Origin of the sequence: Streptococcus thalassemiae, assembly GCF_903645285.1 — a bacterium.
Classification (GTDB): Bacteria; Bacillota; Bacilli; order Lactobacillales; family Streptococcaceae; genus Streptococcus; species Streptococcus thalassemiae.
Map to the genome: position 1 here is coordinate 332,656 of NZ_CAHJXN010000002.1, position 25,231 is coordinate 357,886.

22 protein-coding genes and 1 pseudogene are annotated in these 25,231 nt (G+C 39.3%); 10 read left to right on the plus strand and 13 right to left on the minus strand.

The annotated features are described in order from the left end of the window. Positions 1–366: 366 nt before the first annotated feature. From HWX15_RS04235 to apf, 3 genes are all read right to left on the minus strand, one after another. On the minus strand, positions 367–948 hold the full coding sequence (locus tag HWX15_RS04235; protein WP_050252532.1) for a hypothetical protein: 582 nt from the start codon (positions 946–948) through the stop codon (positions 367–369). Positions 949–1,365: 417 nt separating this feature from the next. Further along, entirely contained in the window at positions 1,366–2,238 is an 873-nt protein-coding gene (locus HWX15_RS04240) for a helix-turn-helix domain-containing protein (protein ID WP_173307358.1), read from the minus strand. A 137-nt stretch (positions 2,239–2,375) separates the two neighbouring features. Then, positions 2,376–2,999 carry an aggregation-promoting factor gene (gene apf, locus HWX15_RS04245; protein ID WP_175880368.1) on the minus strand — a complete coding sequence of 208 codons (624 nt, stop codon included), beginning with the start codon at positions 2,997–2,999 and terminating at the stop codon, positions 2,376–2,378. Positions 3,000–3,240: 241 nt separating this feature from the next. Here apf and sdaAB point away from each other — a divergent pair, with 241 nt between their 5' ends. Genes sdaAB through HWX15_RS04260 form a run of 3 tightly spaced genes read left to right on the plus strand, consistent with a single transcriptional unit; the run spans position 3,241 to position 5,447 of the window. Next, positions 3,241–3,912, plus strand: a complete 672-nt coding sequence (gene sdaAB, locus HWX15_RS04250; protein ID WP_000838912.1) for an L-serine ammonia-lyase, iron-sulfur-dependent subunit beta — start codon at positions 3,241–3,243, stop codon at positions 3,910–3,912. Between the two features lie 8 nt (positions 3,913–3,920). Beyond that, positions 3,921–4,793, plus strand: coding sequence for an L-serine ammonia-lyase, iron-sulfur-dependent, subunit alpha (gene sdaAA, locus HWX15_RS04255; protein ID WP_000500041.1), 873 nt, complete (start codon positions 3,921–3,923; stop codon positions 4,791–4,793). 21 nt (positions 4,794–4,814) lie between these two features. Then, positions 4,815–5,447 (plus strand): HAD family hydrolase, encoded by a 633-nt coding sequence (locus tag HWX15_RS04260; protein WP_175880369.1) that lies wholly within the window; start codon positions 4,815–4,817, stop codon positions 5,445–5,447. A gap of 112 nt (positions 5,448–5,559) precedes the next feature. Here HWX15_RS04260 and HWX15_RS04265 read toward each other — a convergent pair whose 3' ends face one another. Next, positions 5,560–7,410, minus strand: coding sequence for a polysaccharide biosynthesis protein (locus HWX15_RS04265; protein WP_175880370.1), 1,851 nt, complete (start codon positions 7,408–7,410; stop codon positions 5,560–5,562). A gap of 85 nt (positions 7,411–7,495) precedes the next feature. Then, positions 7,496–8,326 carry a glycosyltransferase gene (locus tag HWX15_RS04270; RefSeq protein WP_173307362.1) on the minus strand — a complete coding sequence of 277 codons (831 nt, stop codon included), beginning with the start codon at positions 8,324–8,326 and terminating at the stop codon, positions 7,496–7,498. 154 nt (positions 8,327–8,480) lie between these two features. Here HWX15_RS04270 and HWX15_RS04275 point away from each other — a divergent pair, with 154 nt between their 5' ends. From HWX15_RS04275 to HWX15_RS04300, 6 genes are all read left to right on the plus strand, one after another. Further along, the gene (locus tag HWX15_RS04275) at positions 8,481–9,647 is read left to right on the plus strand and encodes a CynX/NimT family MFS transporter (RefSeq protein ID WP_175880371.1); all 1,167 of its coding nucleotides are present in this window, start codon (positions 8,481–8,483) and stop codon (positions 9,645–9,647) included. 203 nt (positions 9,648–9,850) lie between these two features. Next, a complete protein-coding gene (locus HWX15_RS09880; protein ID WP_254867337.1) occupies positions 9,851–12,196 on the plus strand; it encodes a sbcc family protein in 2,346 nt (781 codons plus the stop codon). A gap of 159 nt (positions 12,197–12,355) precedes the next feature. Beyond that, positions 12,356–12,682 (plus strand): PadR family transcriptional regulator, encoded by a 327-nt coding sequence (locus HWX15_RS04285; RefSeq protein WP_057487947.1) that lies wholly within the window; start codon positions 12,356–12,358, stop codon positions 12,680–12,682. Continuing rightward, on the plus strand, positions 12,669–13,262 hold the full coding sequence (locus tag HWX15_RS04290; protein WP_175880372.1) for a DUF1700 domain-containing protein: 594 nt from the start codon (positions 12,669–12,671) through the stop codon (positions 13,260–13,262). Before HWX15_RS04285 ends, HWX15_RS04290 begins: the two co-directional genes overlap by 14 nt. Beyond that, complete coding sequence (locus tag HWX15_RS04295) at positions 13,255–14,166, plus strand: DUF4097 domain-containing protein (protein ID WP_175880373.1); 912 nt, start codon at positions 13,255–13,257, stop codon at positions 14,164–14,166. The genes HWX15_RS04290 and HWX15_RS04295 overlap by 8 nt, the downstream gene beginning before the upstream one ends. A 62-nt stretch (positions 14,167–14,228) precedes the next feature. Then, complete coding sequence (locus HWX15_RS04300) at positions 14,229–15,293, plus strand: DUF6574 domain-containing protein (RefSeq protein WP_175880374.1); 1,065 nt, start codon at positions 14,229–14,231, stop codon at positions 15,291–15,293. A 69-nt stretch (positions 15,294–15,362) separates the two neighbouring features. On the opposite strand, the gene HWX15_RS04305 is transcribed toward HWX15_RS04300, so the two are convergent. From HWX15_RS04305 to HWX15_RS04320, 4 genes are all read right to left on the minus strand, one after another. Then, positions 15,363–16,223, minus strand: a complete 861-nt coding sequence (locus HWX15_RS04305) for a DUF4299 family protein (protein ID WP_175880375.1) — start codon at positions 16,221–16,223, stop codon at positions 15,363–15,365. Positions 16,224–16,344: 121 nt separating this feature from the next. Then, complete coding sequence (trhO, locus tag HWX15_RS04310) at positions 16,345–17,331, minus strand: oxygen-dependent tRNA uridine(34) hydroxylase TrhO (RefSeq protein WP_175880376.1); 987 nt, start codon at positions 17,329–17,331, stop codon at positions 16,345–16,347. A 195-nt stretch (positions 17,332–17,526) separates the two neighbouring features. After that, entirely contained in the window at positions 17,527–18,720 is a 1,194-nt protein-coding gene (locus HWX15_RS04315; protein WP_049532313.1) for an L-lactate MFS transporter, read from the minus strand. 454 nt (positions 18,721–19,174) lie between these two features. Next, positions 19,175–20,650, minus strand: a complete 1,476-nt coding sequence (locus HWX15_RS04320; protein ID WP_175880377.1) for an ABC transporter substrate-binding protein — start codon at positions 20,648–20,650, stop codon at positions 19,175–19,177. 58 nt (positions 20,651–20,708) lie between these two features. On the opposite strand from HWX15_RS04320, the gene HWX15_RS09885 reads away from it, so the two are divergent. Then, positions 20,709–20,879, plus strand: coding sequence for a hypothetical protein (locus HWX15_RS09885; RefSeq protein ID WP_254867338.1), 171 nt, complete (start codon positions 20,709–20,711; stop codon positions 20,877–20,879). A 72-nt stretch (positions 20,880–20,951) separates the two neighbouring features. On the opposite strand, the gene HWX15_RS04330 is transcribed toward HWX15_RS09885, so the two are convergent. The 4 genes and pseudogenes from HWX15_RS04330 to HWX15_RS09895 form a co-directional block, all read right to left on the minus strand. Next, on the minus strand, positions 20,952–21,875 hold the full coding sequence (locus HWX15_RS04330) for a carbohydrate ABC transporter permease (RefSeq protein WP_175880378.1): 924 nt from the start codon (positions 21,873–21,875) through the stop codon (positions 20,952–20,954). Positions 21,876–21,888: 13 nt separating this feature from the next. Next, complete coding sequence (locus HWX15_RS04335) at positions 21,889–22,818, minus strand: ABC transporter permease (RefSeq protein ID WP_175880379.1); 930 nt, start codon at positions 22,816–22,818, stop codon at positions 21,889–21,891. A gap of 868 nt (positions 22,819–23,686) precedes the next feature. Then, positions 23,687–24,934, minus strand: a complete 1,248-nt coding sequence (locus tag HWX15_RS09890; RefSeq protein ID WP_254867339.1) for a DUF1542 domain-containing protein — start codon at positions 24,932–24,934, stop codon at positions 23,687–23,689. Positions 24,935–24,970: 36 nt separating this feature from the next. Next, positions 24,971–25,207, minus strand: a pseudogene (locus HWX15_RS09895) (LPXTG cell wall anchor domain-containing protein); the annotation flags it as partial. Between the last annotated feature and the right edge of the window lie 24 nt (positions 25,208–25,231).

Below are 25,231 nucleotides of genomic sequence, written 5' to 3' on the forward strand. Positions count from 1 at the left end.
AAACCACACTGTAACCCCAATCTTGAACATAATCAAGTTGAAAGGAATACCGTGTGGTTTTTAAATTTTTGAAGTTTCATAGGTCAGTTTGTTAGATAACGTTATAAGAAAATCCAGGCTCATCAATAGAACTCTTAATTTCCCTACGACTATCTGTTTACCTCTAATATATATTCTAATTTTCTTTAGTCAGTGCAACCTCTTTTTATTTTTTACTAAATTTTAAGTAGGTGTAAATAAATCCTGCACTTATAGCCAAAGTTGTCCACCATTTAAAATCAATATGTAAAATTGAAAAGATTACAAAACTGATGAACAGCGAGGTTAAAAGATAGACAATGATTAAAATTTTATTTTTCATAAGAATTACCATTCAAAATTTATTCTACCGTTACCAGGATATTTATCGTGATTATCCCAATAGTTAGCAATATGGTAGCCTGGGGATGTTAAATTTAAAGCATAATCTAACACTTTATCACTGATAATACCGCTTAATAAACCATATTTAAGTAATACTTTTTTCAATTGAGTTTTTGCTTCATGTTTTCCGACTTTAGTAATAGCTGCTGTAAGCCCTCCAACTCCTGCACCTAATAATGTTCCCAAAGCTACATCAAGCAAGGCTCCCATTTGGTCTACTGTAACTCCCTGCCATGCTGAACGAAACATTATAGGGCTTTCTCGAGGGATAGAATAATCACCAACTAGTTGTCTTTCTAATGCCTCACGAATAAATGATTCTGAAACTGTTGGGTGATTCTGTTTTACTTCTTCAATAAATAATTCTTTTTCTCGTTCAGACATTTGTTTTGGGGTAACTTGAGTAGTAGCTAAATGTTGATCCGTATTATGTTCATTGGCCAAGACTGTAACTGCAGGTAAATTACTAGAAACTACAGTGAATAATGTAGTAAAAAGAATTGTATGTTTGAACATTTTTTTCATGATGTTTTCCTCGCATTCTCTATATCTTCGACTGTTTCATAGAAACAGATAAATTCATTCATTTTCAAAAATCATAGCTCATTGGACTCACCTTCCTTCTATCTTATTTCATTTTAAACAACGGATTTACTCTTAACTAGGAGAATAGTACGCTCCTGTATCAATACCTTGAGCAACTAGAGTAGTACTAATAAAACTCCGACTATTACTCAGTAGAAATAGCACAACAATCAATACAGACAGCGTTTTCAAATATCCGAATTTTAATTTCCCCATCTCGTCACCTTCTTTCATCTATATTATTATTATAAAATAAAATACATCAATTGTCAAGGCTCCTGAAGCAAAATCAATATATTTTTTTAAAAAAGAATGATAGTTATATTCTACACATAAAAAAGATAGCTTCTGCTATCCTTATACATTCTCTGACTGCTTATCCATCAGATATTGTTCTACCTTGAGTGCCATAACTTCATTATTTTCAATTAGATAGAGCACCTTAGCTTTCATATAATAGTCCTTAGCAACAGAAATATCAAGATTTTCTGTTACATTTCCCAACAAACAATATAAATCTGCTAACCTAAAGCTACTATGATATTTGTTACAAAATTCAATTATCTCCAATAATAGGGCTCTGGACTTGTCCATCTCCTCCTGTTTCCAAAGGTGGTAACAATAATTGTATTTTATTTTGATATACAACTCAATTTGTTCACGCACACTGGTATCGATTTTTGAAAGGGCTACGGAAACCTGATCATATAGTTGTTCAAATTTCTCCTTATCCTCATCATAGCCTAAGAAAATCAGCAGGGTATTCAAAATATACAAATAATCCACTTTATCAATACTAATCCTACTGAGGATGTCCTCTATTTTTGAAATAGCTAGTTTTAATTGATGTTCACATTGATAGGTTAGAATAGCATCTATCCAGTCCAGATAAATCTTTTCATCAAAAGATAAGGAAGTCTGTTGCTTTCTTTCTCCCTCAAAAGCATATTTCAAAGAGGCATAATCTTGATTTTCCAACAATGTTTCAGACAACCTCTTGAAAGCAGACAAGCCTAGAAACTCTTTCGAAATTTCTCCTGAAAAGAAATAGTCCATATTTAAGCCCATTTTTTCAGATAATTTATATAACAAATCTGCTCCTGGCATATATTTGCCTTGTTCCATTCGACTTATCTGAGTTTGTTGGCAAATTCCTTCTGCCAACTCTTTTTGCGACCAGCCCAGTTCTTTTCGCTTATTTTTTAATCTTGTTGCTAATAATGCATGCATGCTAATCACCACTATTTATATTCTATAAAAACATTATACTACTTTTTTGAGAAGATTATGACATATTGTCTACAAAGAGTGAACAGACTTCTCAAAATGTAAGAAAAAAGAGCCATTCAAAGCTCTTTCCCTATTTCTTAATACCAGCCATTGTTAAGCCAGAAGTTTTTAGCGGCTGTCCATGAACCGTAACGTCCTGCAACGTAGGCATCTGCTACACGTTCTTGGTTTTCTGCTGAGTAGTCACCGTTCAAGTATGAATCTGTCAATTGGTAACGTCCGATGTAACGTCCGTTGGTAGCTGTGTAGCTACCGCCTGATTCTTTTTGAGCAATCCATTCTTTAGCTTCTGCTTCAGATCCGCTTACAGTTGAAGCAACCGTTTCTTCTGCTACTGTTTCGCTTACTACTGGAGCTTCTTCCTCTACCTCTGTAGTTTCTGCCACTGGAGCTGAAACAGCCTCATCTTGAGCTGCTGGAGCTTCATAAGTAGCTGGCGCTGGTGTTGCAACAGGTGCTACAGGACCATCGATAACCAACTCTTGACCAACATAAATCAAATGAATGTTGTCGATGTGGTTGTTTTCTGCCAATTTTTCAACTGTTGTGTTGTGAGTTTCAGCGATTTCTGAAAGTGTATCACCTTCTTTAACAGTGTAAGTTGATGATTCTTGAGCAGATACAAATGATGGAGCAAATACTGCAAACAAGGCAGCTACTCCTGCAAGAGTTGTTTTAATCTTTTTAGTTGTTGATTTCATATTTGAAAATTCTCCTTCTTTCTATAATTCTATGATACCCTTTAAATATTACCGTTTCTTGACACTTTTATGTAGAAATATTACAAAATTATTTTTTATTTCCCTAAATAAGGTGTTTTTTGTCATAAAAGATACTATTTTTATGCTATTTAAGGTATTAGAAAGGTTTTCATCTACAATTAAAGCCAAGACCCTCATTCTTTGATATAATAGAGATAAGAATTTTTATAAGGGGAAACTGATGAAATCACTTCGTTTTCAATCTGTCTTTGATATCATCGGACCAGTTATGATTGGCCCATCTAGTAGTCATACTGCTGGTGCTGTTCGTATTGGGAAGATTGTCTCTTCCATTTTTGATGATACTCCGACAGAAGTCGAATTCCAACTATTTAACTCATTTGCCAAGACCTATCGTGGTCACGGGACAGACCTAGCCCTTGTTGCAGGCATTTTGGGCATGGATACAGATGATCCTGAAATTCCAAACAGTCTGGAGATTGCCCACAAGCGCGGTATTAAGATTGTCTGGACCATTCAGAAAGACAGTAATGCTCCTCATCCAAACACCACTAAAATTACCGTCAAAAATGCCCACAAGACTATCAGCGTGACTGGTATTTCTATCGGTGGAGGAAATATTCAGGTCACCGAACTCAATGGCTTTGCCGTCTCTCTCAATATGAATACACCAACTATCATCATCGTTCATCAAGATATTCCAGGTATGATTGCCCTCGTAACAGAGGCACTTTCACGCTATGGTATCAATATCGCCCAGATGAATGTCACTCGTGAAAAAGCTGGTGAAAAAGCCATTATGATTATCGAAGTTGACAGTCGCAACTGTGATGAGGCCATCGAAGAAATTCGAAAAATCCCTCATCTCCACAATGTCAATTTCTTTAAATAGGAGGAAGCATGTTTTATTCTATCAAAGAATTGGTCGAGCAAGCAGATCTGGACTTTCAAGGAAATGTCGCAGAACTCATGATTACAACAGAGTTTGAATTGACCGGTCGCGAACGTGAAGAAGTCTTCCTTCTCATGGAACGCAATCTGGAAGTCATGAAAGCCTCTGTCCAACTTGGCCTCAATGAAAATAAATCTCGTAGTGGCCTGACAGGTGGAGATGCTGCCAAACTGGATCATTACATCAAAAACGGAAAAACTCTGTCAGATTACACGATTCTCTCTGCTGCCCGAAATGCCATTGCAGTCAATGAGCACAATGCCAAAATGGGCTTGGTCTGTGCCACTCCGACTGCTGGAAGTGCTGGCTGTCTGCCTTCCGTTCTCACTGCTGCTATTGAAAAATTAGACCTCAGCCACGAGCAACAGCTGGATTTCCTCTTTGCTGCTGGTGCCTTTGGACTAGTCATCGCAAACAACGCCTCTATCTCGGGTGCTGAAGGTGGCTGTCAGGCCGAAGTCGGCTCTGCCTCTGCTATGAGTGCCGCCGCCTTGACTCTAGCTGCTGGTGGAACACCTTATCAGGCCAGTCAGGCCATTGCCTTTGTCATTAAAAATATGCTGGGCCTCATCTGTGACCCTGTTGCCGGTTTGGTTGAAGTTCCCTGTGTCAAACGCAATGCCATGGGAGCCAGCTTTGCCTTTATCGCAGCAGACATGGCCTTGGCAGGTATCGAATCTAAAATTCCTGTGGATGAAGTGATCGATGCCATGTACCAAGTGGGAGCAAGCATGCCAACTGCCTTTCGTGAAACAGCTGAGGGTGGACTCGCTGCCACCCCTACTGGTCGTCGCCTCCAAAAAGAAATTTTCGGAGAATAAGCTTATCAAATAGGAGAAACCATGACCTCTATCACAGCTATCTTTTTCGATCTGGACGGCACCCTCGTTGATAGTTCTATCGGGATTCACAATGCCTTTACCCATACCTTTAAGGAGTTAGGAGTGCCTAGTCCTGATGCCAAAACGATTCGTGGTTTTATGGGACCGCCCCTCGAAAGTAGTTTTGCGACCTGCCTGCCTAAAGAACAAATTTCTGAGGCTGTCCAGATATACCGTTCTTACTACAAGAAAAAAGGAATCCATGAAGCTCAACTCTTTCCTCAGATTGTAGATTTGCTTGAGAAGTTATCGAGCAATTACCCTCTTTATATCACCACTACAAAGAATACCCCTACCGCTCAAGACATGACAAAAAACTTGGGGATCCATCATTTCTTTGATAGCATTTATGGTTCCAGCCCTGAAGCACCTCATAAGGCAGATGTCATTCGCCAAGCCTTACAGATACATCAACTAGCACCGGAACAAGCCATCATCATTGGAGATACCAAGTTTGATATGCTTGGAGCTCAAGAAACAGGCATTCAGAAATTGGCTGTCACTTGGGGATTTGGAGAGCAAGCAGATCTACTAAACTATCAGCCTGATTATATCGCTCACAAACCCATAGAAGTTTTAGAGTATTTTCAATAACATAGACTGAGCGGCAACCCCATTTCAGAAGAAAATGAAGTAAATCTATACATAACAAAACGCATATTACCAAGGTTCTTATGAACAACTTGATAATATGCGCTTTTCTTTTTTATTCAACGTGGGTTGTTTGATTGGCAAAGGCGATAATGGCTTGCTTCAATTCATCTCCACTGAGAGTTCGGAACTCTTCAATTTTTTGGTCGATAGCTTCTAGAGGCATGACATTGACCTTACCAACGAAAATTTTATCCATAACTTGATTATCAACCAGTTCGGTTGATACCAAGAGTTCTTCGTAGAGTTTTTCACCTGGACGGATTCCAACTTCAACAATTGGAATTTCGCTTTCGGTGTGTCCACTTAGAAGGACCATTTTCTTGGCCAAGTCATAAATCTTGACTGGTTTGCCCATATCAAGGATAAAGACTTCTCCATCCTTGGCATAAGCACCAGCGTGGATAACCAGACGGCTAGCTTCTGGAATGGTCATAAAGTAACGGGTCATGCGGAAGTCTGTGACCGTTACAGGACCACCTTCAGCAATCTGGCGTTCAAAGACTGGAATGACACTACCACGACTACCAAGAACATTCCCAAAACGAACTGCACAGTAGGTCGATTGGCTACGTTGGTTAAAGCCAGTGACAATCAACTCCGCCACGCGCTTGGTTGCTCCCATAACATTGGGTGGATTGACCGCCTTATCCGTCGAAATCATAACCATCTTAGGTACCTTAGCTTCATCAACGGCTCTAGCAACATTGTAGGTTCCACGGATATTGTTTTTGAAGGCTTCTTTTGGATTGCGCTCCATCATCGGAACGTGCTTGTGGGCAGCAGCATGATAAACAATAGCTGGCTTGTACTGCTCAAATACTTGCAAGAGACGGTCGTAGTCTTGAATATCTGCTATAACTGGCACATAATCAATCCCTTGGAACTTACGAATCAATTCGTGATAAACAAGGTAGATTGAATTTTCACCGTGACCAAGCAAGACGATGCGTTCAGGATTGAAACGACTAACTTGGCGACAGATTTCAGAACCGATTGAGCCGCCAGCACCTGTAACCAAGATTGTTTTTCCAGTTAGTTCTGTACCCAGACGCGATTCGTCAAGACGAATTTCCTGACGACCTAAAAGGTCCGTAATATCAATTTTTTGGAAGCCAGTAGCTGCTTGGTGAAGTCCCTGAACAACGGTTTCAACCTTAGGCATCTTGTAACACTTGACACCCAGCTTATTACACATCTGCAAGATACGCTCATATTCTGACGGGTCAAGCGACGGAATCGCAACGATAACACGCTCGATTTGGTGGCGTTTGGCTAATTCCGGCAGATCATCATATGAACCCAAAACAGGGATTCCACCAAGTTTTTGGCCCTTTTTCTTAGCGTCCTTATCCAAAATACCGACCAGTTCCAAATCACTGGTTGGATGTTGGTAGCTATCCATAAAGAGGGCTCCGCCATCACCAGCACCGATCAAGAAGGTCCGACGGTGTTCTCCATCACCACTGCCTTTTTTGCGTCTAGAGTAGATTAACTGCCAAGTAATCCGTGGCAATAAAATCAAGAAAGTACTCAACAAGATAAAGAGAATGATGAAACGGATGGAGAAGAGTGGCAAGAAGGCATAGCAGATACTATATGACAAGACACTGCTGGCAGTCACACCAAAAAAGATTTTCATAAAATCTGTGATCTTGCTGTAACGACTGATACTAGCGTTCAAGCCCCAAAATGCAATCATCAATTGATAAAACAAGAAGGCCAAACTCGTATAGATAATGTAGTCAACAGGTGCTGGGTTAATTAGTCCGTAAAATAAGATATAAGATACAATGATGGAAACCACCATACTCAAAATATCAAATATGCCCCAGAAGACTTGTTTTTGTTGTTTATTTAAAATTTCCACCAGATCAATCACATAATCTGTGAGTTTTTTATTCATAGAAATTTACTCCTCCTTAAAAGAGCTGGATATTTATATTGTTATTATAACACTTTTTCTCCAGTTTACGATTTGCTACAATCTTTTACTTGCTTTTTCGTAACAGTTTCATAAAAATAAACTGTCGGACAAATCCTGGACAAAGAGCAACAACCATCTGAATGGCAACACTCTTGGCATACTCCATGTAAGAAATTTGCCCTCGGTTCAGCATGCGCTGACGAGCCTGACGATAGAGTTTAAGGTAACGCAGTCCCCCACGACGCTCAAACATCCCTGCTCCAACACGAACCTGACACAAGATTTGATCCAGATTTCCAGTCTTGGCTCCTGCAGCAATCATATTGAGCCAGAGGAGGTCATCCTCCATATAAAGGCCATCCTCATAGTTGCCTGCCTTGAGAACCATGTCCTTCTTGAACATGACAGTCATGTGGTTAAAGGCACTTCTCATCCTTTGATAAGCTACAATATCTGCATGCTGAGTTGGAACACGACGGTAAGAAACAATCTCATCAGGATTGTCAATAAACTCTGCAATATGTCCACCTAATAGGTCGAGCTTGTCCTTCTCCATTAGCTGAACCTGTTTCTCAAAACGGTCTGGAACTGCTATATCATCCGTATCCATACGGGCAATAATATCATACTGACACTGCAAAACACCCTGACGAAGAGCCAGACCCAAACCTTGATTCTGCTCAAGAGGATAGCGTTTCACTGGAATATCAGACTCAGCTTCAAGCTGGTCTAATACTTGATAGAGCTCAGGTGTCAAAGGCCCATCCTCAACCAGAACCAACTCGCTCGGTTTCAGAGTCTGATTTTGAACACTCTCAATAGCATCCTTTAAAAATGTCGGATTTTCCTTGATATAGACCGACATCAATACGCTGATTTTTTGCTTTTCAGACACAGTTTTTCTCCAATGTATAGATTTCCTTCCACTATTTTATCATAATTTTCAAGACTTTCCCATTTTTATCTTGAAAGCCAGAAACCTTACTTGACATTATAGTGAAAAAACCTTAAAATAAGCTGTTATTAAAATCAGCTAGAAGAGGTATTATATGAAAAAGCAATCACTCTTTTTTGTTCCAGGTATTATCCTGATTGGTGTTTCCTTGCGGACTCCTTTTACTGTTTTACCCATTATTTTGGGAGATATTTCGCAAGGGCTGGGGGTAGAAGTTAGTTCACTTGGTGTCTTGACCAGCCTTCCTCTCCTCATGTTTACCCTCTTCTCACTCTTTTCTACCCGACTGGCTCAGAAAATCGGCTTGGAGCATCTCTTTACCTACAGCCTCTTCTTCTTGACCATTGGCTCACTTATTCGACTAATCAATCTGCCCCTGCTCTATCTAGGAACCTTGATGGTTGGGGCAAGTATCGCAGTCATCAATGTGCTGCTTCCTAGTCTCATCCAAGCCAATCAACCAAAGAAGATTGGTTTTCTGACCACCTTATATGTAACCTCTATGGGGATTGCAACGGCTTTGGCCTCCTATCTGGCTGTGCCTATTACACAAGCCAGTTCTTGGAAAGGGCTTATCATCCTCCTCACCCTGCTCTGCCTAGCAACCTTTTTGGTCTGGCTGCCTAATCACCGCTATAATCACAGACTGGCTCCACAAACCAAACAAAAAAGCAAAACAAAGGTTATGCGTAATAAACAGGTCTGGGCAGTGATTGTCTTTGCAGGTTTTCAATCCTTGCTCTTTTACACCGCTATGACCTGGCTACCTACCATGGCTATCCACGCAGGCCTATCCAGTCACGAAGCTGGTTTGCTGACATCTATCTTCTCGCTGATCAGCATTCCTTTTTCAATGACCATCCCAAGCCTGACAACCAGCTTGTCAACTCGCAACCGTCAGCTCATGCTTACTCTGGTCTCACTAGCTGGTGTGGTCGGCATTTCCATGCTCTTTTTCCCAGTCGGTAATTTCTTTTACTGGCTTGCCATCCATCTCCTCATCGGAACCGCAACCAGCGCCCTCTTCCCTTATCTCATGGTCAACTTTTCACTCAAGACAAGCGCCCCTGAAAAGACTGCCCAATTATCTGGCCTTTCTCAAACAGGAGGCTATATCCTAGCAGCCTTTGGGCCAACCCTCTTTGGTTACAGTTTTGACCTGTTCCACTCTTGGGTACCAGCTGTAGCTGCCCTCTTGCTCGTCGATATTCTGATGACTGTGGCTCTCTTTACAGTGGACAGAGCTGATAAAATCCTTTAATTTTTCTAAAAACTATCACAACTATAAATAATGCAAAGCTAGACAGAGTCTGGCTTTTTTGGTGCTTATACCAACAAAAAGTACTATCCATCTGTTAGTAGAAAGATGACATTTTTGATATAATAAAATGTATAGACACTAATTGTCATACTAAAAATAAATTAGTTTCTAATATAGCTACTATTTTAAACGAGGTACGTAGAATGGATGAACAAAAATACAATTTGGAGCAAAGTTTAACAGAGTTAGATAAGCTCTTTGACTTATCGGCAAAGGATACAGATAAGACTGCCTGTGAAGCTCTAGCAGAAAAAGCAAGAATAATTTACGAGCAATACCCTGAATCAGAAGACATTGCGGTGCGGTATGCTAAGACTTTGTTTTATTTATCAACCAAACAGATTGTGTTGAAGGAACTGGAGACTACTGCTAAAAAATTAGAGAAATTGCAACAAAAATTCCCTGAATCGAATGATATAGCGGAAGCATTAGCTGGGACTTTGCTCCTTTTATCATTCGAGCAGACTGTATTGAGGGAACTAGAGACTACTGCTGAAAAATTAGAGAAATTGCAGCAAAAATTCCCTAAATCGAATGATATAGCTTTGCACTATGCTAGGTTTTTGTTCATTTTATCAGACAAGCAGACTGTATTAAAAGAACTCGAAGCTACTGTCGAGAAATTACAAGGATTACAGCAAAAATTTCCTGAATCGCATGATATAGCAGAAGCATTTGCTAAGACTTTGCTCCTTTTATCAATCAAGCAGACTGTGTTGAAGGAACTAGAGTCTACTGCTGAAAAATTAGAGAAATTGCAGCAAAAATTCCCTGAATCGCATGATATAGCAGAAGCATTTGCTAAGACTTTGCTCCTTTTATCAATCAAGCAGACTGTGTTGAAAGAACTAGAGACTACTGCTGAAAAATTAGAGAAATTGCAGCAAAAATTCCCTGAATCGCATGATATAGCAGGAGCATTTGCTAGGACTTTGCTCCTTTTATCGTTCGAGCAGACCGTATTGAACGAACTGGAGACTACTGCTGAGAAATTACAGGAATTGCAGCAAAAATTTCTTGAGTCACCTGTCATAGCTTTGCAGTATGCTAGATTTTCGTTTGTTTTATTAATCAAGCAGACCGAGTTAAAGAAAATCGAGGATACTGTCGAGAAATTAGAAAAATTGCAGCAAAAATTTCCAAAATCCGAAGAAATTGCTTTTATATATAGTATACTATTAGCAAGCTTATTTAATCATCAAACGGAGTTAGATGAACGTCTTCAAACAACAAAAATAATTAAAAAACTCTATGAACAGTTCTCAAAATTTATGTTACAAAATTTTGATGATCTATTTTTTCGTGATGATAATGTTTGTTATAGAGAGGAGTACAAGCTATTCAATTTTATCCTAAAAGAAGGTCTTTTAAAGAATACTAAATATGCTATTTTACAAACATGGGCAGAGCGTTATAAAGAAAACTCGAGTGAAATAAAGAACTTGCTATCAATTTATCAACTTGTTCAAAAAATTAAGTATCAACTGGGACTAAAAGACGAAGATAAAAATCAGATGCTTAAATTCGGCCACTACACCAAGGGAAGCACTCTCCAAATTATGTTAAATCAAGAGGGGAATGATAAGAAGGATTTTTCAGTATCTGGAAAAACTCGCTTATATAATGCTAATTATATGAATGATCCTGAAGAAGGAATCGTCATAGAACAGATATTGGGCTTAGATAGACGAGATGTTTTGGAACCAAGCTCATGGTTTTTAATGAGTTTTACAAACAAAACGGATGATTTGGCCATGTGGTCCCAGTATGGTGATGATGCTAAAGGTGTTTGTCTGGTACTTCGAGAAGATGATTTTTCTAGATTTACTTCCTTCAATGATGTTTCTTGGCGTCAAGAAAAAAACTTTTTAGAATTCTCTGATAAGATGTATTTACTGAAATCTGAATTAAATAGTGGTTTTGAAAAATCTATCTTTCGGAGTGAAAGTGAAAATTCGGTCGATACTGTTAATGATGAGGGAACTGAACCGAATTCTGTAGAAAAAGATAGTGATTCAAAAAGGAATAGTGATTATCTCTACCGAATTGCCTATGTTAAGCATACAGAGGAAAATTTAAAACTAGAACGAACTGAACTATTTGAGAAGTCGGAAATAGAAGAATTAGAAAAATTGTTGAATAGTTTAAAAGAAAAACTAGATATCGGTTCAAAAATCACGGAGAAGAATTATCAAGATGCCATCTCTGAATGTATCGAAGAAATTCGCTACTTATTTAAATCTGTCGATTACAAATATGAAAACGAACTTCGTATCTTACGCTATGCTAATCTAGACCCAAGTAATAAGGAAATCAAAATTGACAAATCCTCTGGAGTAGGTAAACTTTATATAGAACGAAAAAATTCAATTCAAATCGGTGAAGTCATTTTCGGTCCCAAGTTTCCGAATCCTGAGTATGTAACTCCTTTACTAAAACTATTGGATGAAAATATTGATTATAAAAAATCTACGATAAAGTTTAGATAAAGACGGATAAAATCCTCTAAACTTCTAGTTTTTCCTAGAAGTTTTTTTATATATAAAAATTTTACACATTTCTCTTGACAGGGCTTTCTTTTAGATGTACAATGTATGTGTAGAAAAATTATATATAAAAATCCTACACATTAGAAAAGGAGGTTTCCCATGTACTTTCCAACATCCTCTGCCTTGATTGAATTTCTCATCTTGGCCGTACTGGAAAAAGGGGATTCTTATGGTTATGAGATTAGCCAGACCATTAAGCTGATCGCTAATATCAAAGAATCCACACTCTATCCCATTCTCAAAAAATTGGAAGGCAATAGCTTTCTGACAACCTATTCTAGAGAGTTCCAAGGTCGCATGCGCAAATACTACTCCTTGACAAATGGTGGTATAGAGCAGCTCTTTACCCTAAAAGATGAATGGACACTCTATACAGACACCATCAATGGCATCATAGAAGGGAGTATCCGCCATGACAAGAACTGAATACCTGACTCAGCTAGAACTTTATCTCAAGAAACTACCTGAAGCTGACCGTATCGAAGCCATGGACTATTTCAGAGAGCTCTTTGACGATGCTGGAGTCGAAGGAGAAGAAGAACTCATCGCCAGTTTGGGAACTCCCAAAGAAGCAGCCCACGAAGTTCTATCCAATCTTCTCGATAAAAAAATCAATGAAGCACCCGCTCAAAAGAATAACCGACAAATTTTGCATATCGCCTTATTAGCCCTCCTTGCAGCACCCATCGGCATTCCTTTGGGAATCGCCATTCTCGTGACCCTGTTCGCAATCCTTGTGGCAGCCTTGACTGTCATTCTAGCTTTCTTTGCGGTTTCCATACTGGGTATCATCGGCGGATTCCTATTTTTAGTTGAAAGTTTCACTGTCTTAGCCCAAGCCAAACCAGCCTTTATCTTGATTTTCGGTTCTGGTTTACTGGCTATCGGTGCTTCTTCACTAGTCTTACTAGGTATTTCCTATGTAGCCCGCTTCTTCGGTCTACTCATTGTTCGCTTGGTGCAATTTGTTCTCAAAAAAGGAAAGAGAGGTGACCAGCATGCGTAAATTGACAAAAGGATTTCTCATTTTTGGTGTGGTGACTACCGTTGTCGGCTTTATCCTGCTCTTTGTAGGGATCCAATCTGACGGGATTAAGAGTCTGCTTGCCATGTCCAAGGAGCCTGTCTATGATAGTCGGATGGAAGAGTTGACCTTTGGCAAGGAAGTCGAAAACCTAGAAATTACTCTCCACCAACACGCGCTGACCATCACAGACTCTTTCGATGATCAAATCCACATTTCTTACCATCCATCACTTTCTGCTCACCATGATCTTATCACCAATCAGAACGATAGAACTCTGAGTCTCACTGATAAGAAACTGTCTGAAAGTCCATTTATCTCTTCTGGAATTGATGGGATTCTCCATATTGTAAGTAGTTCATCTAATCGTTTTAATGATGTCATCATCGGACTACCGAAAGGGAGAACTCTAAAAGGGATCAACATCTCAGCCAATCGCGGACAAACCACCATCATAAATGCCAGCCTTGAAAATGCGACCCTCAATACAAACGGCTATATCCTCCGAATTGAAGGAAGTCGTATCAAAAACAGTAAACTCACAACGCCCAATATCGTTAATATCTTTGATACAGATCTTACAGATAGTCAGCTAGAGTCAACAGAACATCACTTCCACGCTGAAAATATCCAAGTCCATGGTAAGGTTGAACTGACTGCCAAAGATTATCTCCGAATCATCCTAGACCAGAAAGAAAGCCAACGAATTAACTTGGACATCTCAAGTAACTACGGTTCTATCTTCCAATTCACAAGAGAAGAGCCTGAATCAAGAGGTACGGAATTAAGCAACCCTTATAAAACTGAAAAAACCGATGTCAAGGATCAACTCATTGCGAGATCTGATGATGATATTGAACTAATATCCACACCAAGCAGACGTTGACAAAAACGCTTACATTTGCTACTATAGAAGCATATTTATCTAACTAAAAAGGAGGTTCTACCATGAAACAAGAATGGTTTGAAAGTAATGATTTTGTAAAAACAACAAGCAAGAACAAGCCTGAAGAGCAAGCTCAAGAGGTTGCAGACAAGGCTGAAGAAACGATAGCCGATCTCGATACGCCAATTGAAGAAAATACTCAAGTAGAGGAGGAAGTCTCTCAAGCTGAAGTCGAACTGGAAAGCCAGCAAGAAGAGAAAATTGAAGCTCCTGAGGACAGTGAAGCGAGAACAGAAATAGAAGAAAAGAAAGCATTAGATTCTACTGAAGAAGAGCCAGACCTTTCTAAAGAAACAGAAAAAGTCACTATAGCTGAAGAGAGTCAAGAAGCACTTCCTCAGCAAAAAACAACTACGAAAGAGCCTCTTCTTCTCAGTAAATCCTTAGAAAGTCCTTATATCCCCGACCAAGCTCCAAAATCTACGGATAAATGGAAAGAGCAAGTGCTTGATTTTTGGTCTTGGCTAGTGGAAGCGATCAAATCTCCTACAAGCAAGCTTGAAACAAGTAGCACACACAGTTACACAGCCTTTCTCTTGCTCATTCTGTTTTCTGCATCTTCCTTTTTCTTTAGTATCTATCACATCAAACAAGCCTACTATGGACATATAGCAACTATAAACAGCCACTTCCCTGAACAACTAGCTCCTTTAACTCTCTTTTCTATCATCTCTATCCTAGTAGCGACAACACTCTTCTTCTTTTCATTCCTCTTGGGTAGTTTCGTTGTGAGACGATTTATCTACCAAGAAAAGGACTGGACGCTAGAAAAGATTCTCCAACAATATAGTCAACTCTTGGCAATTCCAATCTTCCTCACTGCTACTGCTAGTTTCTTTGCCTTCTTTGACAGCCTACGATTTACAGCCCTTTTGTGTGTGATTAGCATTGGAATCATCCTGCTTGCTAGTCTCCATATCATTACAAGACCAAGTCAAGCAAGTGAAACCGACTCCTTCTATCAGTTATTCTTGTCTGTCCTTGTGAACGGAGTGATCATCCTCCTCTTCTTTGTAGCTGAAGTGGCACTGATTGGAGATTATCTTCGTATCTTGGCCTTTCTTTAAACTTCAATCCTGTCTTTCATGGCAGGATTTTTCTATGCCAAAAAGCAAGTCGATTGACCTGCTTCTACTTTACTCTTCTTGTGCTAATGTTTTAAAATCTTTTTCTAAGATGGGTTGAACTTCTAATTGATTGGCGTCTAGTTGGTGGTAAGATGCTGATGGTAGTAACTCTAGGAATTTTGTATAGTCCAAGCGGGCAATGGCTTCATAGTCTTCTGGTTTAGAGCCATCTCCTGTGATTTGAACCAAGTCAATCTCCCACTGCACTTCCTTATCCACCAATTGCTCCATATAGGCTGCAGGAACAAATGGTTCTCTCGGTAAAACAGTCTTGACGCCTTGAGCCAGATGATAAACACCGTGCACTTGGTCTTCTCCATCTTGATAGAAGGAAACTCTTGCAAAGTAAGCATCTGTCTCTTGAACCGCACGTACACACGCTTCAAACTGAGGCAAGCCATCTGCCTCTAAAAAACTTTTCAAGTCCTCATGACTAAAGAAAACAGGATTAAAAATTCCTTGGCAAATCGTAAAACGGGCTGCAGTGTCTGCTAAATAGGCTTGAATACTTGCTTGGAAATAAGCTTCAAAGTCAAAACCATCTAGCCCCTCAATCTCAGTTCCTGTATAAGCAAGTAGGGCTTCTAAAAATGCTTTGATAATCTGCCAGTCTGTCTTCGTGAGTAGGTCAGGAAGATCAACACGGTAAGCCTTTTGACCATCAGCATAACTGACCTTAAAAAGAAATTGTGATTGCCCCACTATCGCACACTCGATATACTCAAGACGGTTAAGAGGCTGACGGAGATAGACTGCATCATAGCTATGTGACTCCAAACCATCTACCAAGGCCAAGATCGACTTGGCAGTCAAAATCTCCTGTTCTCCTAAAATGCTCTGTTTATTTGGAATAAAAAATGTTTTCGCCATAACTGGACTCCTTTGAAATCGTTTACATACAGTATACCTTATTTTTCTGAAAGATACAGAAACAAACTTTAGATTTTTGAGTACAAAGCATAGAAAAACAGCCCCTGAGGACTGTTTGATCTTATACAGTAGCTGCTTGATCCAAGCTTTCACCGATAGCGGCTAGGCGCTCAATCACTTCAGCTTGTGTCAATTCATTTTCTGAAACATAGCGGTTACGTGGGTGAACACGGCACTCGTGTGAGCATCCACGAAGGTACTTGTCTTCATTTTCTTCTGATGTCAAGATACGACGGTTACAGAATGGATTTCCACAGTTGACATAACGTTCACATGGTGTTCCATCAAACCAGTCTTTCCCTACGATAGTTGGGTTGACATGGTTGACATCAACGGCGATACGCTCATCAAATACGTACATTTTCCCATCCCAAAGTTCACCTTGAACTTCTGGGTCTTTACCGTAAGTTGCGATTCCTCCGTGCAATTGACCGACATCTTTGTAGCCTTCACGGACCATCCAGCCTGAGAATTTCTCACAGCGAACCCCACCTGTACAGTAAACCACGACACGCTTGTCCATGAATTTTTCCTTGTTATCACGAACCCATTGTGGTAACTCACGGAAGTTGCGGATGTCTGGTCGAATAGCCCCACGGAAATGTCCTAGGTCGTACTCATAATCGTTACGTGTGTCAAGGACAACGGTATCTTTATCAAGAAGCGCTTCTTTGAACTCTTTTGGAGACAAGTAAGCACCTGTTGTTTCAAGTGGGTTAATGTCATTGTCAAAGTCGTTGTCTTCCAAACCAAGGTGGACAATTTCTTTCTTGTAGCGAACAAACATCTTCTTGAAGGCTTGTTCACTTTCTTCGTCAATCTTGAACCAGAGATCTTCCATTCCTGGAAGGCTGTGAACGTAGTCCATGTATTTTTGAGTTGTTTCATAGTCACCTGAAACGGTTCCGTTAATTCCCTCGTCAGCGACTAGGATACGGCCTTTAAGACCGATTGATTTACAGAAAGCCAAGTGGTCTGCAGCAAATTGCTCTGCGTTTTCAATTGGAGTATAAAGGTAGTAAAGTAAGACACGAATATCTTTTGCCATAAGATTTGTTCTCTTTTCTATTCTTAAATTTTCTAAATTTTTTATTTATCCATACTAGTATACCTGCTTGAGAAAACGAATGCAATTTATTTGACTGGAAATTGCTATATTTCAATTTAGAAAAAAATTTCTTGTACACTACACTTAGTATCAATCATATTTTAAAAAATCCTTGGATTTTCCAAGGATTCATTTTTAAACTTTTTTAGCTTTAGCCATATAGAACAGTTGGAGTAGAATACCAAGGATAGCCATGCCGATAACGATAAAGAAGGCCATTGTATAATCTCCTTGGTTTGCCTGTGCAAGACGTGCTCCTAACTGAGGACCAGCAATAGCAGCTACGCCATAAGCAGTAAACATCCATCCATAGTTTGTCCCTACGTATGTAACTCCCCAGTTTTCAGCAGTAATTCCTGGGAATGAACCGAGGAAGCCTCCAAATGACAAGGCAACCATCATAATTCCAAGGATGGCCAAGATGCTTCCAGGACCTTTGAATAAGGCTGTGAGCAACAAACCAGTAGCAACCGCTCCAAACATGGCAATAACGGTAGGATAGCGACCAATCTTATCAGATACCGTACCCCAGAAGATACGACCAAATGTATTAGCGATAGATACCAGCATAACAAAGAGTGTAGCTTCTCCTACAAGTTTATACTGGTCAGAAATTGATGCTGCAGTACCGATAATCATCATTCCACCAGTAGCACCAAGAACATAAATCAACCATAGAAGCCAGTAATTTCCATCACGAAGCATTTCTTTGTAAGTTTTACCTTCTGGTTGAGCTGTTCCAGCTGCCGGCGCTGCTGCAGGAGCTTTCTCCATTACCAATGAAGAAGTACAAATAACAATTAGAAGAATGATACCTAATACTTTGAATGTTGAGTAAACACCCATAGAAGCAATCAAAGCTTTGGCAACTGGACCGATAATGAGCGGGCCTAACCCGAAACCTGCTGCTGTCAAACCACCAGCTAAACCTTTTTTATCCGGGAACCACTTAGTGGCAACTGAAGTAGATGCTCCATAAGCTGAACCAATACCAAGTCCTAGAACAACCCCGTAAGTGAGGTACAGGACTGGAAGAGAAGTAGCAAATCCAGTAGCAAACATACCAGCACCGAAGAGAATACCACCTAGGAATACAAATTTCTTAGGTCCTGCTGAATCAACCTTAGGACCGAAAATAATCATACCAACAGGTACCATTGCAAAAGAAATACTAAAGGCCAAAGAAGTTTGGGCTTGAACCCATCCTTGACTAGCATTGGTTTCTAGCAGCGCCTTTTGAAAGACTGACCAGGCGTAACCAGCACCTAGAGATAGATTCGTTAAAATGGCTGCTGCCAAAATTAACCATCGATTGGGTGTTTTTTTCATTTGAATAACCTCATGTAAAATTTCTTGTTCCTAAAAAGAATAAAGAACAACTTTTATCATTTTTTCACCTACCTCGTTTAAATTGATCATTGTATAAATTTTTAAGTATATAGAACTATGTAAATGATATACATCTATATACGACTGCTTAAAAATTTGTATCTATAGATCTCTTAAATCAGAACAAGATGAATTTTCACAATGTTAAGCGCTTTCATTGTACTCTTATTATAAGCTACTTTATTCTAAAAATCTACTTAATAAAAATTAATAAAGATATAAGAAATTTTAATATTTTAATCACCTGTTATCATTTTAATATTGTTTATATCATCTAATTCGGATAATTATCTAAATAAGGTAAAAAATCACTGCCCTCCCCAGATAAGCCTGAGGAAAGCAGTGATTCTTATTTTAGGAGTTAGGAATGAATACACGAAATCAATTTAGCTGATTATTTTTTGTTTTTCAAGAATTCATCGTATTGTTTTTGCATTTCGTTCAATACTTTTTCGTAGGCACCTTCAGATTTCAATTTTTCCATCAATTCTGGAATAGCTTTATCTGGGTCTACAGTACCAGTGTTGATAGCTGTATCAAATTGTTGCATTGTGTTAGAAATAGCTGAGATTTCAGATTTCACATTGTCAGTATTGAAGATAAATCCAAGCGCTGGAGATTCTTTAGCTTCTGCCAATTCTTTCTTAGAATCTGCAATTTGTTGATCTGTAACGTTTTCGTTGATGTAAAGGATCCAGTTGTTACCAGTGTTCCATCCACCCATGTGAGTGTTTCCTTTGTAGCCATCAAGAACGCGAACACGGTTTTCTTTACCTTCAATTTTTTCCCAGTTCTTGCCTTCTGGGCCGTAAACAAGGCCGTTCAAGAGTTCTGGGTTCGTATTCAAGAGGTTCAACACTTCCATTGATTTTTCTTTGTTCTTAGAGTTGTTTGAGATGACAAAGTTAGCAACTTGTGTTGTTTGGTTTTTCTTAATGAAGTTAGTGAATGATTTGATTTGGATATCTTTGTTAGCAACACGTGAAAGCAAGCTGTTACCGTAGTCAGCTGGTCCTACTGTTTCTTCACGAACGAACCAAGTATCTTGTTGAAGGTCAAAGGAAGTATCGCTTGTTGCTACGTCTTTTGGAATGTATCCAGCTTCATAGAATTTGTGAAGAGTCTTCAAGTGTTCTTTGAAACGAGGAACGTCATAACGGTTTACAATCTTAGTAGTATCCCCTTCAAGGTCAATAACGAATGGAAGCCCGTTTGCTACTGGGTAGTCAAAGTTCTCAGAAGGGATGAAGTTCTTAGTAGCTGCAAATGGTACTACGTCTGGAGCTTTTTCTTTGATTTGTTTCAAGACTGGCTCAAGAGTTTCGTAAGAAGTAACACCTGAAATATCGATACCATATTTGGCAAGGAGAGTTCCGTTGAAGGCAAAGTTTTGAGATGATGCAACGTTGGCCGCAACTGGAACAGCGTAAATTTTACCATTTACAGTATTACCCTTGATGTAGGCTGGGTCAAGTGCTTTGTAAAGGTCTTTACCTTCTTTTTTGTACAATTCTGTCAAGTCAGCGTAAGCACCTTTTTGAGCATTTACAATGTAGTTATCTGCAAAGGCAATATCATAGTTTTCACCAGATGATGTGATAACTGACATTTTCTTACCATAGTCACCCCAGCCAAGGTATTGGATATCCAATTTGGCACCAACTTTTTCTTCGATGATTTTGTTGGCATTTGCTAACAATTCATCCAAGTTGTCTGGTTTGTCACCGATTTGGTACATTTTGATAACAGGTTTGTCACCTGAATCAGCAGCTTTTTTGCTGTTACCTGTCAAATTTCCACAAGCAGCAAGACCTGCAGCCAAAGCGACTACACTAGCAGATGCAAAAGCATATTTTTTCCAGTTTTTCATGATAAAAACTCCTTTTTTTATTTTTAAACTTATAAACAATGTAATGATCTTATACTCAATGAAAATCAAAGAGCAAACTAGGAAACTAGCCGCAGGTTGCTCAAAACACTGTTTTGAGGTTGCAGATAGAACTGACGAAGTCAGCTCAAAACACAGTTTTGAGGTTGTAGATAAGACTGACGAAGTCAGTTACCTATACCTACGGCAAGGCGACGTTGACGCGGTTTGAAGAGATTTTCGAAGAGTATTAACTTCACACAAGGGAAGTTTGGAAATGAGAAATGTTCTTTCTCAATAAGCACTATTCTTTCACACCACCGATAGTCAAACCTTTTACAAAGTAGCGTTGGAAGAATGGATACAAAATCGCGATTGGAAGGGTTGCAACCACAACCATGGCCATACGACCTGTTTCTTTCGGTAGAGCAACTCCCAGTTGACCAGTCAAGCCGACCGCTTTGGCAATGTAGTCCATATTTTGTTGGATTTGCATGAGCAAATATTGCAATGGATACAAGTTGTCACTCTTGATGTAAAGAAGGGCGTTGAACCAGTCATTCCAGAAACCAAGAGCTGTCAAAAGCGTGATGGTTGCGATACCTGGTAGTGACAATGGCAAACAGATTTGGAAGAAAATCCGAGCCTCACTGGCACCATCGATACGAGCCGATTCGAGAATGGCTTCTGGAATGGTCTTCTTGAAAAAAGAACGCATCAAGATGATGTTAAAGGGTGAGAGAAGCATTGGAACAATCAAGGCCCAAACAGTATCCCCAAGCTGAAGCACACGGGTCACCATGATATAACCTGGTACCAAACCAGCGTTGAACAACATACTGAGAAGGACGAAGATAGTAAAGAATCTGCGATACTTAAAGGTTGTCCGTGAAATAGCGTAGGCATAGGTTGTTGTGATAAAGACATTTGTAACTGTCCCAACTACGGTTACAAAGACTGAGATGAAGAGGGCTTGTAAGATTTTATCCTTAAACTGTGCCAAAAACTCAAAACCGTCTAATCCAAATTGGGATGGGAAGAAGCTGTAGCCGTATTGGAGGAGGCTTTTCTCGTCCGTCACTGAAATAATGATAACGAATACGAAGGGTAGGATACAAGAGAGGGCAATCAAACCCGAGATGATACTGAAGAAGATATCTGCTTTCTTACTGAAGGAGTGAATGCCGACATTATCAATTTTTTCTTTTTTAATTTTCTTTTCTGCCATATTCTCCTCCTTTCTAGAACAAGGCTGAGTTTGGATCAACTCGTCTTGCAAGTAAGTTTGATAGGATAACCAGAATCAAGCCGACAACTGATTGGTAGAGACCTGCTGCTGAAGCCATCCCGATATCCGCTGTCTGAGTCAAACCGTTATAAACATATACATCCAAAACGTTGGTTACGTTATAAAGCTGACCAGCATTGTGGGGGATTTGGTAGAAGAGACCAAAGTCTGCACGGAAGATGTTTCCGACTGCAAGGATGGTCAATACAGTTACCAGCGGTGTCAACTGCGGAATGGTTACGTTGCGAATGCGCTGCCATTTGCTGGCCCCGTCCACTGTCGCTGCTTCGTAGTAGGTTGGATCAATTCCCATGATTGTCGCATAGTACATGACACTGCTATATCCAAAACCTTTCCAAATACCTAGGAACAGTAGGAGATAAGGCCAAATTCCCAAATCAGCGTAGAAGTTGACTTCTTTGAGACCAAGACTTTCCAATAAATGATTGAACACCCCTTTATCAATATTTAGGAAGGCATCTGTAAAGAAACTGATGATAACCCAAGACAAGAAGTAAGGGAACAACATAGAAGTTTGGAAAATCTTCACCATTCTCTTAGAACGGAGTTCACTGAGGATAATGGCAATCCCTACAGATACAACTAAACCTAGAAAGATAAAGCCAAGATTGTAGAGGACCGTATTTCGTGTGATAATAAAGGCGTCTCTTGAACTAAATAAGAATCTGAAATTATCGAGTCCGACCCATTTACTATTTATGATACTATCTATAAATCCATTACTGGTCATGTGGTAGTCTTTGAAGGCAACCACGTTTCCAAATACTGGAATGTAAAAGAATAGAATCAACCAGAGTGCCCCTGGAAAAACCATCAAGAGAAAGATCCAGTTGTCTCTCAAGGTTTTTGAAAACTTATTCATAATTTCCTCCCTTTTTATTTTGATATCCATCTAAAAATTCCTTTTTAGATTTTTGATAACGATTACATTATTAGTATACTCCTATTTGCAGATTAGGTTAAACTCCTAATTATAGAAAAAACTCCACAAATTATGTAGCAGATTTAAAACTTTATCACCACTATCAAACAAATGTCCTAAATCAATTGTTTATTTTATCTCTATTAGCCCAGTGATGGCGTCACTCTGTTATCCTGTGCTAGTCTCTCAAACTAAATTTTAGGAGCAATGAAGCCCACTATTCTTAGAAAACAAGCCTATTATCAAGTTCCTTAGACTTTTGACCATAGGCGTTTTTCTCTTTTTAACGTTTTGTCTCAAAACTCATCATGAGCTCTGTCTAAAAATAAAGGTACTACTTTTCTCAACTTTTTTAGAAAGCTAATACTCTTCGAAAATCTCTTCAAACTACGTCAGCTTCCATCTGCAACCTCAAAACAGTGTTTTGAGCAACCTGCGGCTAGCTTCCTAGTTTGCTCTTTGATTTTCGTTGAGTATAAGGCAAGGCCAAATCAATTTATAACAATGTTTTAGAAGCGATATTGTACTAGTCCAGACTCAGTTCATTATAGTGTCTGATTTCTCCCAGACTGACTCCCTACAAAAAGTGCAAATAAGAAATCTCCAGCTTAGGAACTATCAGTGAGTTCTCGAGTCTGGAAATTTTTCAATATACCTCGTTATTGAACGGTTACAGTTTGCCGTCCACTTCCTGAAAAGCAAAAATCTCCTAGCAGACTTTCCTGCTAGGAGATTTTCTTATGAGAGGTACTTCTTTAAGCCTTAAAAATCGGACTTATCATCTGATAATTATCAAACAATCTACCAATTAAGCTTCTTCGTCTTCTTTACGACGACGGCCTGCAAGACCAAGACCAAGTAAGGCACTTGCGGCAGCTGCTACCATAGCTACAGTAGAATCTGCTGTACCTGTATTTGGCAATTCTTTAGATGCTTTAGGCGCATTTGCTTGTGCTGATGCTTCTTGGTTGGCATTCGCTGCTTGAGCAGTAGCTGGAGCTACAGCTGGTGTCTGAACACTTTGATCCTCAGCTGGAGTTACATGGTCAGCTGCTGGAGCAAGTTTCGCCATAAAGTCTTCGATACGTTTCACCATTGCATCCACTTCTGCTTGACTTGCGTCTGCGTTAGCAAATACTTTCTTAGCATCTGCTGATAATGCATTCGCTTCTTTTGCAGTTTCTGCATCAAGCTTAGCTGATTCTTGGATGATTAGCTCATCTAGCTGATGAATAGCACTTTCTAACTTGGATTTATTCACTTTGGCTTGAGTGTTCGTCATTCCGTTATCGGCAGAAGAGCCGTAGTTTCCACCATTATATGGAGGTATCATATCTTGATTGTTTGGTGAAATCACTTCAACTGGAACTTCAAGTTTTTGTACACTTCCATCCGCTAGTCTTAATGTCACTGTAGCAACTTTAGTACCGATAGTATTCGTATCAGGCAATACCATATTGAGGACTGAGATTTCTTCTGGTAAATCTAATTTCGCTAACACATCTGCTTGGGAAAGGGCTGTGCCACGTTCAACTTTCACTCCTCCATTGATTAAAGCTTTCAGGGCATCTTCTAGTTTTAATTCTGGAAGATCATCTACAAGTGCATCTTGATCAACTTGGTATAAGAAGGTTCTGAGAACTTTATCGAGTTCTGCTTGGGTTGTGGAGCTATCGATGTCTTCTAATGCTTTTTCCTTTAAGGCTTCAACTGTATCAAGTGCTTTTTGCTTTTCTTCATCAGAAAGTTTTTTATCTGCTTTGATACTTGCAATTTTTTCATTTGCTGTCGTTTCAACTACTTCTCTAGCTTCTACAGCATCAAGTAATGATTTTTTCGCAATTTCTAAAGCATCTTTTGCCTTAATTGCTAGTTCTAAGGCTTTGTCAACCTCAACCTGTGAAGCATTTTCATTATCAATAACTTTTTTAACTTCTTTTAAAACTTTCTCTGATTCTTCTTGTATTTTTTTATACTCATCAATCGTCGCTTTGGTCTTTCCTTTTGTCGAATCTTCTAAAATTAAACTATTTAATGCGTCAGTGGTGTTTATCAATTGTGTTTTATTAGTTTCTGATCCATCTAACTGCTCTTTAGCTGTTTGGATAGCTTGTTTTGCTGCATCTACTTCCGCTTGAGTTGCGTTCGCTTTACCTAAGACTCTCTTACCATCTTCTACGGCTTTATCATAGGCGGCTTTCTTCTCTGCACTTCCGTTGTAGTACTTCGCATCATTAGCTTTTGTGCTTTCCGCATCTGTAGATGTTGCTGTTGTTAGAGCTTCTTTATTGGTTTCTGCTCCATCTAATTTGCCTTTGGCATCTTCTATAGCTTGTTTTGCTGCATCTACTTC